Origin of the sequence: Pseudomonas sp. Irchel s3b5, assembly GCF_900187435.1 — a bacterium.
Classification (GTDB): domain Bacteria; phylum Pseudomonadota; class Gammaproteobacteria; order Pseudomonadales; family Pseudomonadaceae; genus Aquipseudomonas.
The window spans coordinates 393,244-407,309 of sequence record NZ_FYDY01000001.1 but is presented as its reverse complement, the minus strand read 5'-3'; the positions used below and the strand labels follow the sequence as shown (position 1 = coordinate 407,309).

Below are 14,066 nucleotides of genomic sequence, written 5' to 3'. Positions count from 1 at the left end.
ACCCGTGGTGGGTAATGCGCCCCGTCAGGCACGACTATAGATACGCCGCGATCTCCTGCTCCGCCTCCTGGAAATACGACCGGATGATGTTGAACGACTGCTTCGCGGCGGGCGTCTGTGTTCGATGCCGGATCGTCACGATGCCCAGGGTCAGGTCCAGCTCAAAGGGTGGCTGGACATCAAGGATCGCGACGGACTTTTCCCTCAGCAGTTTGATCATGGCGAGGAACGTGGTGGGGAAAAGCGCGTTGGTACTCAGAATGAGGTCGTGCGCCGTCTCGATGTTATTGATGCTCGCGGCAAAGTTGGTCTCGATGGGCATTTGCATGCCATAGAGATGGGCCATTTTCATTGCCAACATCTCATTGATGTATCCGGAGCCAATCAACGGGTGCTCTTTCAGGTCATCCATGGTCAGGCCCTTGCGCCCGGCCAGCGGGTGCCCGGCCCGGGCGAACCAGCCAAAACTGCAGGTGTACAAAGGCTCGACCATTAGCTCCGGGTAGCGGGCGGCCGCACCCACGTCACCAATGAAGAAGTCGAGCCTTTCCTTTTGCAGGGCATCTAGCAGCACATCGGTACTGTGCACCTGGGCCTGGATCTTCAGGCCCGGGCCCGTGGCAAGCAGCTGCCGGATCAGCGAGGCCAGGAAGTCATGGGCCACCGACGAGCCCAGGCCGAACACGAGCGGGCCATAAGCCCCATTCTTCATCAGGCTTAGCGTTCGCGCCCCTTCACGCTCCTCGAAAACGATGCGCTTTGCCCGCTCGAGGTATTCCATCGCGAATGGCGTGGGGTGCAATCGACGATTAGTCCGGTCAAAGAGCGACACCCGCAGTTCGTCTTCCAGTGCCTTGATACTTCTGGAGAGCGCCGGTTGACTCAGGTGCACCGCATCGGCCGCAGCGCTGAGCGATCCGGTGTTCATCAGGGCGAGAAAGTGCTGCAACTGTCGAGTGTTCATGGATTTCTCACTTGCAGTTAATGCATGAAATTAGAATTTATTATGCAATTTACCATGATTAAACGATCTCATAGACTGGGTTTTCGTTTACCCCTACGGGACTTGACCATGACCAGATCGCCACTGTCAGCGGACGGCGCCAGACCCCTTGTTGCCATCGCCACCGATCGCGTGGATCGCTATGGCCATCCCGCGCATACCTTGCTGCACGGTTACGTGGACGCAGTGGCGAGCACGGCATGTGCACTGCCCCTGGCGCTGCCCGCTGACCCCGATGCCATCGACTTCGAGAGCCTGCTGGCCAATATCGATGGGCTGGTGCTCACTGGCAGCCCGTCAAATATTTCGCCGCTGCGTTACGGCGACACCGCCACGCCGGACGTCTCGACGCTGGACCTGGCCAGAGACGCAACGGTTCTACCGCTCGTCAGAAGGCTGGTCGAAGCGGGGGTCCCGGTATTGGGGGTATGCCGCGGTTTCCAGGAGATGAACGTCGCCTGGGGTGGCACGCTGGACAGTGCCGTTCATCAGCGCCCCGGGGCCATTGACCACCGCGAAGGTGACCATTCCCGCCCCATCGTCGAGTGGTACCAATACAGTCACGGCATCAAGGTTGCTGCGGGTGGGCTGCTGTCCCGGCTGCGAGGCACGGATGATGCGCAAGTCAACTCCCTGCACCATCAAGGCATCGCAAGGCTCGGGACCGGCCTGACGGTCGAGGCCACCGCACCGGACGGGTTGATTGAGGCGTTTTCAGTCACGGGCGCCAGCAGCTTCGCCCTCGCGGTGCAGTGGCATCCGGAGATGCGCGTGCACGATGACCCGTTGTCCCGCGTCATATTCAAGGCATTTGGTGATGCCTGCCGACGACGCCGCGAAACGCGCCTGCGTTCGATCGTACAAGCTGCAGACGCCGAGACCTCGATTTCATGATGAACGCAGAACACATCGACGATCTTTTCAGTGATTCGTATGCACAAGCACGCGAAAAGTTTTTTGCGGCTGCCCACCAGCGAGGGCTGTCGATCGACAGCTATGAGCTGAATCTCAAAGGTGCCAATGACGAAACGCTGGCAACGGATGTCGTGTTCGACGGTCCGAGGGACGCTTCCAAAGTGCTGATCGTGCTCAGCGGCGTGCATGGCGTGGAAGGCTTTCCTGGTTCGGCCGTGCAGACAGGCACGCTGCGGCTCGATACGCCGAAGCCGGACGATACGGCGATTCTCTATGTTCACGCGATCAACCCGCACGGCTTTTCCCACCTGCGGCGAGTGACCCAGGAAAACGTCGACCTGAACCGTAACTTCATTCAGTTCGACGGTCCGCTCCCTCAAAACGAGGGTTATCACGAAATCCATGAGGCACTGCTGCCTGCGCAATGGCCCCCCAAGGATGATCAGGTATTGCAGCAATACCGAATGACCCATGGTGACAAGAAGTTCCAGTGCGCCATTTCCCTGGGCCAATACCACTACCCGGACGGCATGTTCTTTGGTGGACAGACGCCGACCTGGAGCAACACCACCTTCCGGCAGATCCTGCGTACCTATGCCGCAAACGCTACGGTCATCGCTTCTGTCGACGTCCATACTGGACTTGGCCCCTACGGCTACGGGGAAAAAATCTTCGCCACCCGTGACATCTGCACCCTGGAGACAGCCAGGAATTGGTGGGGTGAGATCACCGATGTACATGCCGGCAGCTCTACCAGCGTGCCGATGAGCGGCCCGATTCAGGTGGCCATTTCGCAGGAATGCCCGTCGGCCAAACACATTGGCATTTGCCTGGAGTTCGGCACGTACCCGATCGAGAAAGTGATCACGACGCTGCGGGCCGACCACTGGGTTTTCCGCCACGGCAAGCAGAACACGGCGCAAAGCAGCGAGATCACCCAGCGACTCAAGGATTTGTTCTACCCCAACCACGCGGACTGGAAAACACCCGTTTGGACGCAAGCCAGCCATGTCGTGGCTCAGGCACTGCAAGGACTGGAAAACTGGTAAGGGCATACCTCGGAAAACAGGGACCTGTTTAAGATAAATTCTAATAAATACAGAGATCTTGATCCATGAACTACTCGACAATGTCGATCACTGAAAACCCAAGTGAGGAAAGCCCTGAAGGGGCAATTCCACACCCCACCATCAGCAAGAAATCAGTCGCCGCCGCGGTGGCAGGTAATGCGCTCGAGTTCTATGACTTTGTCATCTACGCGTATTTCGCCATCTACATCGGCAAAGCCTTTTTTCCGGTATCAGGCGAATACGGCAGCCTGATGGCTGCGGCAGCGACCTTTGGCGTCGGCTTTCTCGCGCGGCCACTGGGCGGTGTGTTGATCGGCACCTTTGCCGACAAGGCCGGGCGCAAACCGGCAATGATCCTGACCGCGGCCCTGATCACCCTTGGCACGCTGGGCGTGGCCATCACGCCGAGCTACGAGTCAATTGGTATCGCGGCCCCCATCTTCGTGGTTTTTTGCCGCCTGCTGCAGGGCCTGGCCCTGGGCGGTGAACTGGGTCCTGCCACCTCGTTGCTGATTGAAGCTGCACCTCCCGGCCGCCGTGGCTTCTACGCCAGTTGGCAAGTCGCCAGCCAAGGCTTGGCCGTTGCCGTTGGCGGCATGCTCGGGGTGGTGCTGTCCCTGAGTCTGAGCACTGAGCAACTGGCCAGTTGGGGCTGGCGGATTCCGTTCCTGCTGAGCCTGGTGCTGATTCCTCTGGTGGTGTACATGCGCAAGTCCCTGCCCGAGACCCACGAGGGCACCGATGAACGCAGCGGTAGCGCGATAGTCGGCGAAGTGCTGCGCAACCACAAAAAGATTCTGATCCTGGGCATGATGTTGTTCGCCTCGATCGCGGTCGCATCGCAGATCGGCAACTACATGGTGAGCTACGCGGTACAGGTGCTGAAGCTGCCGGCAGCGGTCGCGCAAAGCAGTGTGCTGATCGGCGGGATCGTCACCTTTGTCTTTTCCCTGATTGGCGGGCATCTGAGTGATCGTTACGGACGGCGCCTGACCAACATTTTACCTCGGGTCGCGCTGACCTTGCTGATCGTCCCACTGTTCCTGTGGCTCACGGGGTCACCCAGTCTGGTCACGCTGCTGACCGTCAATGCGGTACTTGCAGCCCTGACGGCCATGTTTGGCGCGGCGGGTATCGTCCAGGTACCGGAGCTGTTGCCGATCGCTGTGCGCAGCACCGGCCTGTCAATTACCTATGCCTTTGGTGCCGCGATTTTTGGTGGCAGTACCCAGTTCATCGTCACCTGGCTGATTGCTGTAACCGGCAGCCCCATGGCCCCCGCCTGGTACCTGGTCGGTATCAGCATCGTTAGCCTTATTGCCATGCGGATGCTGCCTGAATCACGTGACACCAACGTTCAGGAATAACCGCTGGCACCCCGTGCAATATTGCATTTATGCGAAGCAGAAGGTTGGAGTGCGCAGATAAAGCGCCTTCGACCTCGCGATAAAACAACAACAATAATTTCAGACGTTCGTCTGCCAATAACTCCGCTATAGGCAAAGTCAATGTACCGCACAGAAAAGCTTCCAGTATGGTCGGCGGGTATGCTCGCGGCCGCTATTTCAGCGTCGCCGGTTTTTGCAGAGGAACATGGGTTTGTCGAAGACAGCACACTGACGCTCAATACGCGTCAGTGGTATTCCCATGAAATCGGCAGCAAGGCTGTGCACTTCCGCGCACAGACCAATGATGGCCCTCGTGCGGTGCGAGACCGTACTGCCTGGGTGCAGGGGTTCAAGCTTGATTACATATCCGGTTTCACTCAAGGCCCCCTGGGTTTCGGTCTCGACGTCTCAACCTATTCGGCAGTGGCGCTGGAGCGCAGCCAGCTGACAACGGCTGGCGGCAGCAATCGCGTGCTGGTGGACAAGGACGGCAATGTGGTCGACGACTGGAGCAAAATCGGCGTGGCGGCGTTGAAGGTAAAGCTCGCGCAGACAACGCTGAAAGTGGGTCGGCAGCAGATGTCCAGAACGCCGGTCATGGGTTACGCAGACACCCGGACTCTGCCCGCTTCCTTCGACGGTGTTTCGCTGGAAAGCCGTGATATCGACGGCCTGACGATCAAGTCCGGGTTCTTCGACAGGGCATCCCCCAGGACTGGCGCGGGCACTCAGGATCTGACGCCGACCTATACGTACCGGCACGTCACCGGCGACTTCATCGCCTACGGTGGTGCAGATTTCGTGACCCAAAGCGGATGGCGCACCAGTGCCTACCTGTCGCGCTTCGACGATATCTGGGACCGTGAGTACTTTGGCCTGGGCAAGAAATACCAGTGGGGCCCGATCAGTACCGACATGCAGCTGGATGTCTATAACACCCAGTCCAGTGGTGCCGAAAAGGGCGGCTACATCGATCAGCAGGCCTACGGCCTGAGCGTGGCACCGACCTGGAAAAACCATACGCTGAAGTTTGGCCTGCAGAAAATCGATGGCGACGAATTCTTCGATTTTGTCGGTGAGTCGAATGCAATCAACCTGCCTAACGTCGCGCTCTCGAACTATAACGGGCCAAACGAAAAGTCGTACCAGATCAATTACATGACCGACTTTGCCGCTTACGGCCTGCCAGGCTTGAAGACCTCGGTGTGGTACATCAAGGGCTGGGGTATCGATGCCACCCACTACAATGGTGGCTCAAACGGCATGTACGCCGACTTTAAAAAACAGGATGACGAAAACGAGTATGAAGTCGGCACGCTGGCCAGCTACACCTTGCAGTCCGGTAGTTTCAAAGGGGCGAGTGTGATGAGCGGTTATGTCTGGCACCGGTCCAGCCCATTGCAACTGGAAAACAATATCGAAGAGTTCCGTTTGATTATCAACGTTCCCTTTAAAATCCTGTAACCGGGTCGTAGTTTGGATCGTCGATTTTCCGTCAGGTAGTTGCAATGACACCTGCAGTTACCCCGCTCGAGGCCGACGGTGAGTTCGCCGTCGGCCTCGAGTAGCCTTTCTGCCGCTGAGCTTTTCTCCGAGGCTGCTGACCTCAAAAATACACCAGTGCTTCCACAGTCCCGGTCAGTTGATTTCGTGCATCACCCTGGCCGAAAGGACGCGCGTCATCGCGGCCATCGAACCAGTCGTAGCGCAGTTCCGGGCGCAGGGTCAGGTACTTGTTGAAATCGTAGCGCAGCCCCGTGGTCAGCGCATTGAAGGCGCCGCGTGCGGTGGAAGAGGGGAACAGCACGTAGCCGTCCGGGTCGTCGAAATGCTCGGCCCGCACCGAAAACGACAAGTCCTTGCGTTGCTGGTAAGTCAACGCGACGTTGGCCCCCACCAGTGCGCGCCGTCAAAACCAGGGCTGGTGACGATGTCCACGGTCGACGCCTTGCCGTCGCCCGATTGATGGCCGTAGACCATTTCACCGCCCATCGACCACTGTTCATTGAATTTGTGCCAGCCATTGAGCGAGTGCTGCTGCTTGAACTGACCATCAGTGGAGATCAGGCGGCCGCGGGGTGTCTGGATGAAAGCACGCACTGTTGGGATAACGGTGGTGGCCTCGCGAGAGCGTGAGCCGTTCTGAGTGATCGGTGATTTTTCAGGTCAGGCGGTAAAGCCGAACAGGCGTTTCGGGGTTTCCCAAAGTATCTGGTGGCGGTCACTGGCACTCGGGAACATTTCGCCGAAGTTTGTCAGAACTCGATCTTCACAAAGCGTTCGACATCACGACCACACCTGTTCCAGATCATCCGTAAATCGGTGTATAGGCGGGCGCATGAGCGGGGAGCGTCCGCTATTGGCAGTTGCTGCCTATAGCGAACGTGGCAGGCCGTTTTCGGCCGATGATAGTCGGACGGTGAATGGGGACTCGACAAAGAAAATCGTCTAAGTCCCCGCTTTCAGATCAACCTGGTCTCATTCACATCCACTTGGAGGGTCGCAGCGTGTTTATGCGAGTCGCACTACAGCAACGAAATCGGGTAGTTGATAAAGAGCCGGTTTTCGTCAAATTCGTTGGTGCTGTAGTCTCTGCGAATGCTTGAGTTGCGCCATTTGACGCTCAGGTTTTTCAGGACGCCAGACTGAATCACATAAGCCAATTCAGATTCGCGGCCCCATTCCTTGCCATCAGTGATAGCGCCGGTGTGCACGTTGTCACCGCTCAAGTAACGGTTCATCAGCGTCAGGCCAGGAACGCCGACGGTTGCGAAGTTGAAGTCGTGACGAACCTGCCAGGAACGTTCCTGCGCGTTATCGAAGCTGGAGTTGTAGCTGTCGTTCGCCAAGGTCCCGCCACTGGCACCGTTGACCCGCATCCACGCGGTATCGCCGGTGAGCTTTTGCAAGCCGACGTAAAACGTGTTGCCGCCCAGTTTTGCGGAGAACAGGCCGAAAGCGGTCTTGTTGTCCATATCGCCGGCCAGGCTGGCACCGTCTTCCTTGCCAACGAAGTAGCCCATGTTGGCGCCTAGCGTCCAATCGCCCACCGGTTGGCTGTGATTGAGGCTGAAGTACTGTTGTTGGTAGATGTCTTGAAGTTCGTCGTACCAGAGCCCAACCGTAGTGCGCTTTTCGTTGAACGTGTATTCACCGCCACCGAAGTTGAATCGGTCGGAAGTGAACGCCGCTTTGCCGTTCATCGCCATGTCTTCCATGCTGGCGTCGTTGCGCGGGCTGTTTTGTCGGATTTGACCGCCATACAGCGTCAGCCCGCCGATCTCCTGGGAAGTGATCTGCGCACCTTGAAAGGTCTGCGGCAGCGACCGACCGTCATCCGAACGCAGGATTGGCAGGGTACTGACCCACTCGCCGACTTTCACCACTGTCTTTGAAACCTTGGCTTTGGCCGCAACACCCAAGCGTCCGAAATTGTCAGCAGGGCGTCCATCGTCGTGGACAGGCAACAGTTGCGTGCCCGTGGTGCCTTTACCGCCGTCGAGTTTTTGCGAATAAAGTCCCAGGACGTCCACGCCGAACCCTATCGGACCTTGGGTATAGCCGGAGCGGGCATCGAGAATAAAGTTTTGCGTCCACTCCTCAGCTTTGTTCTGTGGTGCGGCTGGACGCGGATAGGCGGGGTTGACGAAGTTGCGATTGATGTACGCGTTGCGCAGGTTGAGCGTGCTGGTTGCACCCTCGATGAAACCGCTATTTTCATCGGCATGAGCCGCAGTCGCCACGCCTGTACCGAGTGCCAGTGTCAGGCCGATCAATGCGTAATGTGCGGGCACGTTACGGCGAAAAACAGAGTGATGCATGAGGATTCTCTCGCAGTGAATTATTATTTTTTTGGCGGTTTTTGCAGCGTGCGACTGAATTTCAGGCGCAGGCGGCTCTGGCAACCATCTGCCGAGAGACCGCCGTGTAAGCGTTTGGCGAAGAGGGGTGTTAGCTGTTGGCCACCTGACGACGCAGCAGGTCGTCAATGGCCCTGATTGCCAGCGGATAGCCGTCGGCCCCCATACCGCAGATCACCGCATTGACCGCGCCGGACATGATGGAGTGGCGGTGCAGTTCATCCCGTGCATGGATGTTCGACAGATGCAGTTCAATCAGCGGTGCGCTGAGCAGCTTCAGGGCATCGAGCACAGGAATCGAATGAAACGACAGGCCGGCCGGGTTGATGATCAAGGCTGCGCCTTGCTCGAAGGCTTCTTGAATCCAGTCGACCATCACGCCTTCGTGGTTGGTCTGGCGAAAGTCGCAGACCAGGTCAAGTTCCTCGGCCAGCCGTTCACTGCTTTGACGAATCTGATCGAGTGTGGTGTGGCCATAGATGTGCGGCTCACGACGACCCAGCAGGTTCAAGTTAGGGCCGTTAAGGATGAAGACGGTGCGGTTCATGGTCGTCCTGCTGCGTTATTTGGAAAGAAGGGCTGGAGCGGCAGTCGTGTCCGCATCAGGTGCCGCTACGGCGTTCAGGTCGATGCCGCGGGTTTCAGGCCCGATAAGAATCATGGCCAGCGAGATCAGGTTGATCACGGCGCACAGCGTCACCAGAGGCCACGGCGAGTTGTTCGACTGGCTCATCAGATACACGGCGATCATTGGCATAGGACCGCCGATCACCAGGTTGGCGCCGGTGTACGCCAGTGCCGAACCCGAATAACGGACCTGGGTCGGGAAGGCTTCGGCGAATGCCACCGGCTGGATGCCGCTTTGAAACTGGGTGAAGCCCAGGAACAGCCCCATGATTGCCATGATGGCGGCAACGTTCAGCGTGTTGAGGATCGGGAAGTAGACGAACAGGATCAGCAAGGTCATGCACGAACCAAATGCCAGCGCCTTTTTGCGGCCCCAACGGTCGGACAGATAACCACCGGCCAGCGCACCGAAGATTGCACACATGTTTGCCACCATCAGCGACATGAAGCCCGTCGACTGGCTAAAGCCCAGGTGCTTGGTCAGGTAGCTGAGGGAGAAAATCACGATCAGATAGAACAGCGCAGCGGGCGAGCAGAAGAAAAACATCAAACGCAGGATGGTTTTGTAGTGGCTGCCCACGGCGGATTTGAGCGGACTTTTTTCCTGCTTGATCGGGGTCTTTTTCAAGGCGACGAAGGCTGGGGTTTCATCGACTTTCAGGCGGATGAAAATCGCGACCACCACCAGTACGAAACTCATGAGGAACGGGATTCGCCAGCCGAAGCTTTCGAATTGTTCGCTGGACAGTGTCGCGGCCAGGCCCATCAATACGCCGTTGGCTAATATCTGACTGAGGGGCGAACACAAGCCGAGCAAGCCGGAATAACGTCCGCGTCGGTCGGGAGATGCGTGCTCCAGCGCCATCAGTTGTGCCCCGGTGGACTCACCGCCCAGCGCGAAGCCTTGAATGATCCGCAGCAGAACGAGCAGGATCGGTGCCCAAATGCCGATCTGAGCATAAGTAGGCAACAGGCCCATGAGTACCGATGCCAGACCCATCAGGGTCACGGTAGCCAGCATCAGATTGCGGCGGCCCAATTTGTCACCGAGGTAACCACACGTAATCGCGCCCAATGGACGGGCGGCCAGGCCAACGCCAAACGTTGCCAGCGAGGCGAGCAGGCCGGCGGTCGGCTCCATGGCCGGGAAAAACAGCTTGGGCAGAATGGTCGCCGACACCGCGCCATACAGCGTGAAGTCAAACCACTCCAAAGCGGTACCAACGGTCGCGGCGGTCACCGCTTTGCGAGGCATGCGCGAATCATGAGTCTCGTGACTGGTTGTGCTCATTGAGGTGCTCGTCATTGTTTTTATGGTTACGGGATACCCATACGATTCCGTTCGAGCATAGGCACGGGCAGGAAACGTCGAAGTGAGTAGACATTAGCGCATCCCCTCTACAGAATAATTATCGAAATCAAGACAAATAGATAAGCTGGCCTTATGGGTGAGATTCATGGAACTGCGTCATCTGAAAGCCTTTGTTGTCGCCGCCGACTTGCAGCACTTCAGCCGGGCGGCTGAACAACTGTGTATTGCGCAACCGGCGCTGAGTCAATTGATGCGCACACTTGAGTCCGAGCTGGGGCTGGCCCTGTTCCGCCGGGAGAATCGAGGAGTGGCGTTGACCGCTGCGGGCGAGGCGTTTTTGCCCCATGCGCGGCAGTCCATCGAATCCAGCGAACTGGCGATTGCCGCCGCACGGCGTGCCCGGCGCGGGGAGGTTGGCGAGATCAACATCGGCTACCACTCGGCGTTGTTCGAGGCCAACCTGCCGCAATTGCTGCGCCATTACTTCAGTACTTTCCCGGAAGTCAAAGTGTCGCTGGTGGACGCGGGGATCCGCGCACAGTTCGACATGTTGCTGGACCACAAACTCGACCTGGCTTTTGCCCGGGTGTTCAAGGATCACCTGCCGGATCGTCTGCGCACCCATCATTTCAGTCAATCCAGGCTGGTTTTGCTGATCCCGGACAACCATGAACTGGCGGACAGCTTCACGGGTGAACTGGCGACGCTGCGCCACGAGAAATTCGTGTTTTTGCAGGACAGTGCCGGCATCGGCCTGACCTCGCACACCCTCCAGGCGTGCCGGCAAAACCAGCTGCACCCCGAGAACATCATGTATGTGCCGTCACTGATGAGCATCCCCGGGTTGGTGGCTGCCGGTATCGGCTTGAGTATCGTGCCCGAAACGATGACCCGGTTGACCATGCCCGGCATTCGGATCGTGCCGCTGGTTCAAGCGGAAATGGTCAGCGAACTGTCGCTGATTTCACGCATCGATGAGCGTTCCAGCGCGGTGCTGCACTTTATTGAGGAGGCTCATGGATGGGGGTGACTGTGTCTCAACGCCGTTCGATGTGGATTGCCCTGTTGGTAGCCGTCACGTTTTTCATGGAGAACCTTGATGCCACGGTGATCGCGACGGCACTGCCTGACATGGCCCGTACGTTTGGCGTGCCGGTGGTGGATGTGAACATCGGGATGAGTGTCTACATGCTCGCGGTGGCGGTGTTCATCCCCATCAGCGGCTGGTTGGCGGATCGCTTTGGTTCACGGCTTGTGTTCAGTTCGGCGATCGTGCTGTTCAGCCTGTCCTCGTTGATGTGCGCATTGAGTGCCAGCCTGGAAACCTTTGTCGCTGCGCGTGTGTTGCAGGGCATCAGCGGAGCGATGATGGTCCCGGTCGGACGCCTGGCCGTGCTTCGCACCACCGAGAAGAAAGACCTTGTGCGGGCGATATCCTTTATTACCTGGCCCGGTCTGGTGGCTCCGGTGCTCGGGCCGCCGTTGGGCGGTTTCATCGTCACCCACGCTTCCTGGCCGTGGATTTTCTACCTCAATCTGCCGTTGGGCGTGCTGGCGTTGGTGGCCGCGCTGTTCCTGATTCCCAAGCAAGAACACGTCATTGCCCGAACCTTCGATTTCAGTGGTTTTTTGCTGACTGGCAGCGCCAGCGCTGCGCTGCTGTTTGGCGTCGAAATGCTGGGGCAAGGCCAGGCGAATATGGTTCAGGCACTGTTGCTCAGTGGTGCTGGTGCGGTGCTCGGGGTCTTGGCCTGGCGACATATGCGTCGTCATGTTCAGCCATTGGTGGGGCTGGGTGTTTTGGGCATCCGTACCTTCAGCGTCTGCCTGTGCGGCGGGTCGGTTTTTCGGGTCGCCATCAGCGCCTTACCGTTTCTCCTGCCGCTGATGTTTCAACTGGCCTTCGGTCTTTCCGCGCTGGATGCGGGGCTGTTGGTGCTGGCCGTGTTTGCGGGCAACCTGGCTATGAAACCGTTCACCTCGGCGGTGATGCAACGCTGGGGGTTTCGTCCGGTGCTGATGGTCAATGGTGTCCTCGGTGTGTTGGCGATCGCGGCTTGTGCCTTGCTGGATGAATACATGAGCAGGGCGCTTGTCTTGTTGATTCTGTTCGTCGGGGGCTTGTCACGCTCCATGCAGTTCACGGCGTTCAATACGCTGGGGTTTGCGGATGTGCCCAAGGAGCAGATGAGCGATGCTTCAACCCTGTTCAGTATGTTTTTCCAACTGAGCATGGCGATGGGCGTTGCCGTGGGCGCGTTGCTGTTGCGACTCGCCATGACCGTCCACGGCAATACCGGGCAGGCACAGACAGTGGACTTCCAGCTGGCGTTCCTTTGTGTCGCGGCGATTGGGGGGATTGCATTGCTGGACAACCTGCGATTGCCGCCGAAGGCGGGCGAGTCGGTCTTGCAGCGAGCATAAGAAGGCGCCGAGCGGGTGTTGAGCGCTGGCGTCTCAACACCTGCTCAGTGTGGTTAGAAGTCGAAGAACACGGTTTCCGATTCGCCTTGAACATGAATATCGAAACGGTAGGCCAGCTTCCCGTCAACCGTGCAGCGCCTGGCTACCAGGGATTCGCGCCGATGGGGTTGTTCGATCAGGTTCAACACGGGATCTACCGCATTCGCCTCGGGTTCGTCGTCGAAATACAGTCGGGTCTGCAAGTGAATGTTGATGCCCCGAGCAAACAGCGCCACGTTGATGTGCGCGGCCATGGGAACACCCGAGGCATTTTTCACTACGCCCGGTTTCACGGTGTTGATCGTCCATTCACCGACATCGGTCGTGGCGGTGCGGCCAAAGCAGTTGAAGGGGTTTTCGAGGTCGAAACCGTTGTCGTAGAGGCCGTCATGATTGGCCTGCCAGAACTCCAGAAATGCGTCACGAATCAAGTGGCCGTTACCGTCATAAACGTGACCCATCAATAGAATGTGCTCACCTGGCGCGCCAGGTTTTGCCATCAGGTTCCAGATTTCCTGATCGCGCGGCGGGTTTCCGGCTGCTTCCAGTGCCAGTCCGATATGGACATAGGGGCCTGCGGTTTGCGACGGCGTCTCGGGCAGAAGTTGAACGGGCATGTGCAGGCCTCCTCAGCGGTTTTCGAAGTGGGTCTTGCGCTGGCCGCGCAGAACGATATCAAAGCGATAAGCCAGGCAATCCATAGGATTGGCCATGCTCATATCAAGTTTGGCGATCAGGCTTTGCACCGCTTCCTGATTGGCGATCGACTTGACGATCGGGCACATGGGGATCAGAGGATCGCCTTCGAAATACAGCTGGGTAATCAGGCGCGTGGCAATGGACGGACCACTGATGGAGACATGGATATGCGCCGGCCGCCAGTCGTTGGGACCATTGCGCCATGGGTAAGGGCCGGGTTTGACGGTGCGGAAACTGTAGTTGCCATCGCGGTCGGTCAAGGCACGGCCGACGCCGCCGAAATTCGGATCGAGGGGCGCCAGGTAACTGTCTTTTTTGTGCCGGTAACGACCACCGGCATTGGCCTGCCACATCTCCACCAAGGTATGGGGGATCGGCTTGCCATACTGATCACACACACGGCCGGCGACGATGATGCGTTCGCCAATGGGCAGGCCACCGTGATTGAAATTCAACAGCAGATCGTTATCGTGCTGACCCATCTTCAGATGGGAGAAGTCCGGGCCGCTGGTCTCGGATAAAGACTGGGGGATGCTCACCAGTGCCTGGCGTGGGGATCGCAGGATGGAAGTCTTGTAGTCCGGTGTCAGGGCTTTTGGATGCCAATTACGGTCACGAATGACGAAGCGGCTGTCGTGCGCATCAGACATGTCGTTTTTCCTGTTGTTATGGTTGGACGGAGGCGGGCACTGCCTTGGCAGCGACGTGACACCCAGTTTCCGCTTGTGC

General features: G+C 58.1%; 12 protein-coding genes and 1 pseudogene. 6 read left to right on the top strand and 7 right to left on the bottom strand.

The window, feature by feature from the left end:
- Positions 1-34: 34 nt before the first annotated feature.
- Positions 35-964 carry a LysR family transcriptional regulator gene (locus tag CKW15_RS01790; protein WP_095056793.1) on the bottom strand — a complete coding sequence of 310 codons (930 nt, stop codon included), beginning with the start codon at positions 962-964 and terminating at the stop codon, positions 35-37.
- 108 nt (positions 965-1,072) lie between these two features.
- On the opposite strand from CKW15_RS01790, the gene CKW15_RS01785 reads away from it, so the two are divergent.
- The 4 genes from CKW15_RS01785 to CKW15_RS01770 all read left to right on the top strand — a co-directional run bounded on the left by CKW15_RS01785 (position 1,073) and on the right by CKW15_RS01770 (position 5,840).
- Entirely contained in the window at positions 1,073-1,897 is an 825-nt protein-coding gene (locus CKW15_RS01785) for a gamma-glutamyl-gamma-aminobutyrate hydrolase family protein (protein ID WP_095151411.1), read from the top strand.
- Positions 1,897-2,967: a M14 family metallopeptidase gene (locus CKW15_RS01780; RefSeq protein WP_095056791.1), complete on the top strand. Its 1,071-nt coding sequence runs from the start codon at positions 1,897-1,899 to the stop codon at positions 2,965-2,967. The genes CKW15_RS01785 and CKW15_RS01780 overlap by 1 nt, the downstream gene beginning before the upstream one ends.
- A gap of 65 nt (positions 2,968-3,032) precedes the next feature.
- A complete protein-coding gene (locus CKW15_RS01775; RefSeq protein ID WP_095056790.1) occupies positions 3,033-4,355 on the top strand; it encodes an MFS transporter in 1,323 nt (440 codons plus the stop codon).
- A 180-nt stretch (positions 4,356-4,535) separates the two neighbouring features.
- Positions 4,536-5,840 carry an OprD family outer membrane porin gene (locus CKW15_RS01770; protein WP_256580295.1) on the top strand — a complete coding sequence of 435 codons (1,305 nt, stop codon included), beginning with the start codon at positions 4,536-4,538 and terminating at the stop codon, positions 5,838-5,840.
- Positions 5,841-5,982: 142 nt separating this feature from the next.
- Here CKW15_RS01770 and CKW15_RS01765 read toward each other — a convergent pair.
- The 4 genes and pseudogenes from CKW15_RS01765 to CKW15_RS01745 form a co-directional block, all read right to left on the bottom strand.
- Positions 5,983-6,464: pseudogene (locus CKW15_RS01765) on the bottom strand (outer membrane beta-barrel protein); the annotation flags it as partial.
- Between the two features lie 437 nt (positions 6,465-6,901).
- On the bottom strand, positions 6,902-8,197 hold the full coding sequence (locus CKW15_RS01755) for an OprD family porin (RefSeq protein ID WP_095151410.1): 1,296 nt from the start codon (positions 8,195-8,197) through the stop codon (positions 6,902-6,904).
- Positions 8,198-8,327: 130 nt separating this feature from the next.
- Positions 8,328-8,783 carry a type II 3-dehydroquinate dehydratase gene (locus CKW15_RS01750; RefSeq protein ID WP_095056787.1) on the bottom strand — a complete coding sequence of 152 codons (456 nt, stop codon included), beginning with the start codon at positions 8,781-8,783 and terminating at the stop codon, positions 8,328-8,330.
- Positions 8,784-8,798: 15 nt separating this feature from the next.
- Entirely contained in the window at positions 8,799-10,154 is a 1,356-nt protein-coding gene (locus tag CKW15_RS01745; protein WP_095151409.1) for an MFS transporter, read from the bottom strand.
- Positions 10,155-10,320: 166 nt separating this feature from the next.
- On the opposite strand from CKW15_RS01745, the gene CKW15_RS01740 reads away from it, so the two are divergent.
- Both CKW15_RS01740 and CKW15_RS01735 read left to right on the top strand, forming a co-directional pair.
- Positions 10,321-11,205, top strand: coding sequence for a LysR family transcriptional regulator (locus tag CKW15_RS01740; RefSeq protein WP_095056785.1), 885 nt, complete (start codon positions 10,321-10,323; stop codon positions 11,203-11,205).
- Positions 11,196-12,599 (top strand): MFS transporter, encoded by a 1,404-nt coding sequence (locus CKW15_RS01735; protein ID WP_095151408.1) that lies wholly within the window; start codon positions 11,196-11,198, stop codon positions 12,597-12,599. The genes CKW15_RS01740 and CKW15_RS01735 overlap by 10 nt, the downstream gene beginning before the upstream one ends.
- 53 nt (positions 12,600-12,652) lie before the next feature.
- On the opposite strand, the gene pcaG is transcribed toward CKW15_RS01735, so the two are convergent.
- Positions 12,653-13,255 (bottom strand): protocatechuate 3,4-dioxygenase subunit alpha, encoded by a 603-nt coding sequence (pcaG, locus tag CKW15_RS01730; RefSeq protein WP_095151407.1) that lies wholly within the window; start codon positions 13,253-13,255, stop codon positions 12,653-12,655.
- Between the two features lie 12 nt (positions 13,256-13,267).
- Positions 13,268-13,987 (bottom strand): protocatechuate 3,4-dioxygenase subunit beta, encoded by a 720-nt coding sequence (gene pcaH, locus CKW15_RS01725; RefSeq protein ID WP_095151406.1) that lies wholly within the window; start codon positions 13,985-13,987, stop codon positions 13,268-13,270.
- Between the last annotated feature and the right edge of the window lie 79 nt (positions 13,988-14,066).

Bases quoted from the DNA above. Each gene is read 5' to 3' on its own strand.
- CKW15_RS01790 (WP_095056793.1), bottom strand. From the start codon at position 964: ATGAACACTCGACAGTTGCAGCACTTTCTCGCCCTGATGAACACCGGA.
- CKW15_RS01785 (WP_095151411.1), top strand. From the start codon at position 1,073: ATGACCAGATCGCCACTGTCAGCGGACGGCGCCAGACCCCTTGTTGCC.
- CKW15_RS01780 (WP_095056791.1), top strand. From the start codon at position 1,897: ATGAACGCAGAACACATCGACGATCTTTTCAGTGATTCGTATGCACAA.
- CKW15_RS01775 (WP_095056790.1), top strand. From the start codon at position 3,033: ATGAACTACTCGACAATGTCGATCACTGAAAACCCAAGTGAGGAAAGC.
- CKW15_RS01770 (WP_256580295.1), top strand. From the start codon at position 4,536: ATGCTCGCGGCCGCTATTTCAGCGTCGCCGGTTTTTGCAGAGGAACAT.
- CKW15_RS01755 (WP_095151410.1), bottom strand. From the start codon at position 8,197: ATGCATCACTCTGTTTTTCGCCGTAACGTGCCCGCACATTACGCATTG.
- CKW15_RS01750 (WP_095056787.1), bottom strand. From the start codon at position 8,783: ATGAACCGCACCGTCTTCATCCTTAACGGCCCTAACTTGAACCTGCTG.
- CKW15_RS01745 (WP_095151409.1), bottom strand. From the start codon at position 10,154: ATGAGCACAACCAGTCACGAGACTCATGATTCGCGCATGCCTCGCAAA.
- CKW15_RS01740 (WP_095056785.1), top strand. From the start codon at position 10,321: ATGGAACTGCGTCATCTGAAAGCCTTTGTTGTCGCCGCCGACTTGCAG.
- CKW15_RS01735 (WP_095151408.1), top strand. From the start codon at position 11,196: ATGGGGGTGACTGTGTCTCAACGCCGTTCGATGTGGATTGCCCTGTTG.
- pcaG (WP_095151407.1), bottom strand. From the start codon at position 13,255: ATGCCCGTTCAACTTCTGCCCGAGACGCCGTCGCAAACCGCAGGCCCC.
- pcaH (WP_095151406.1), bottom strand. From the start codon at position 13,987: ATGTCTGATGCGCACGACAGCCGCTTCGTCATTCGTGACCGTAATTGG.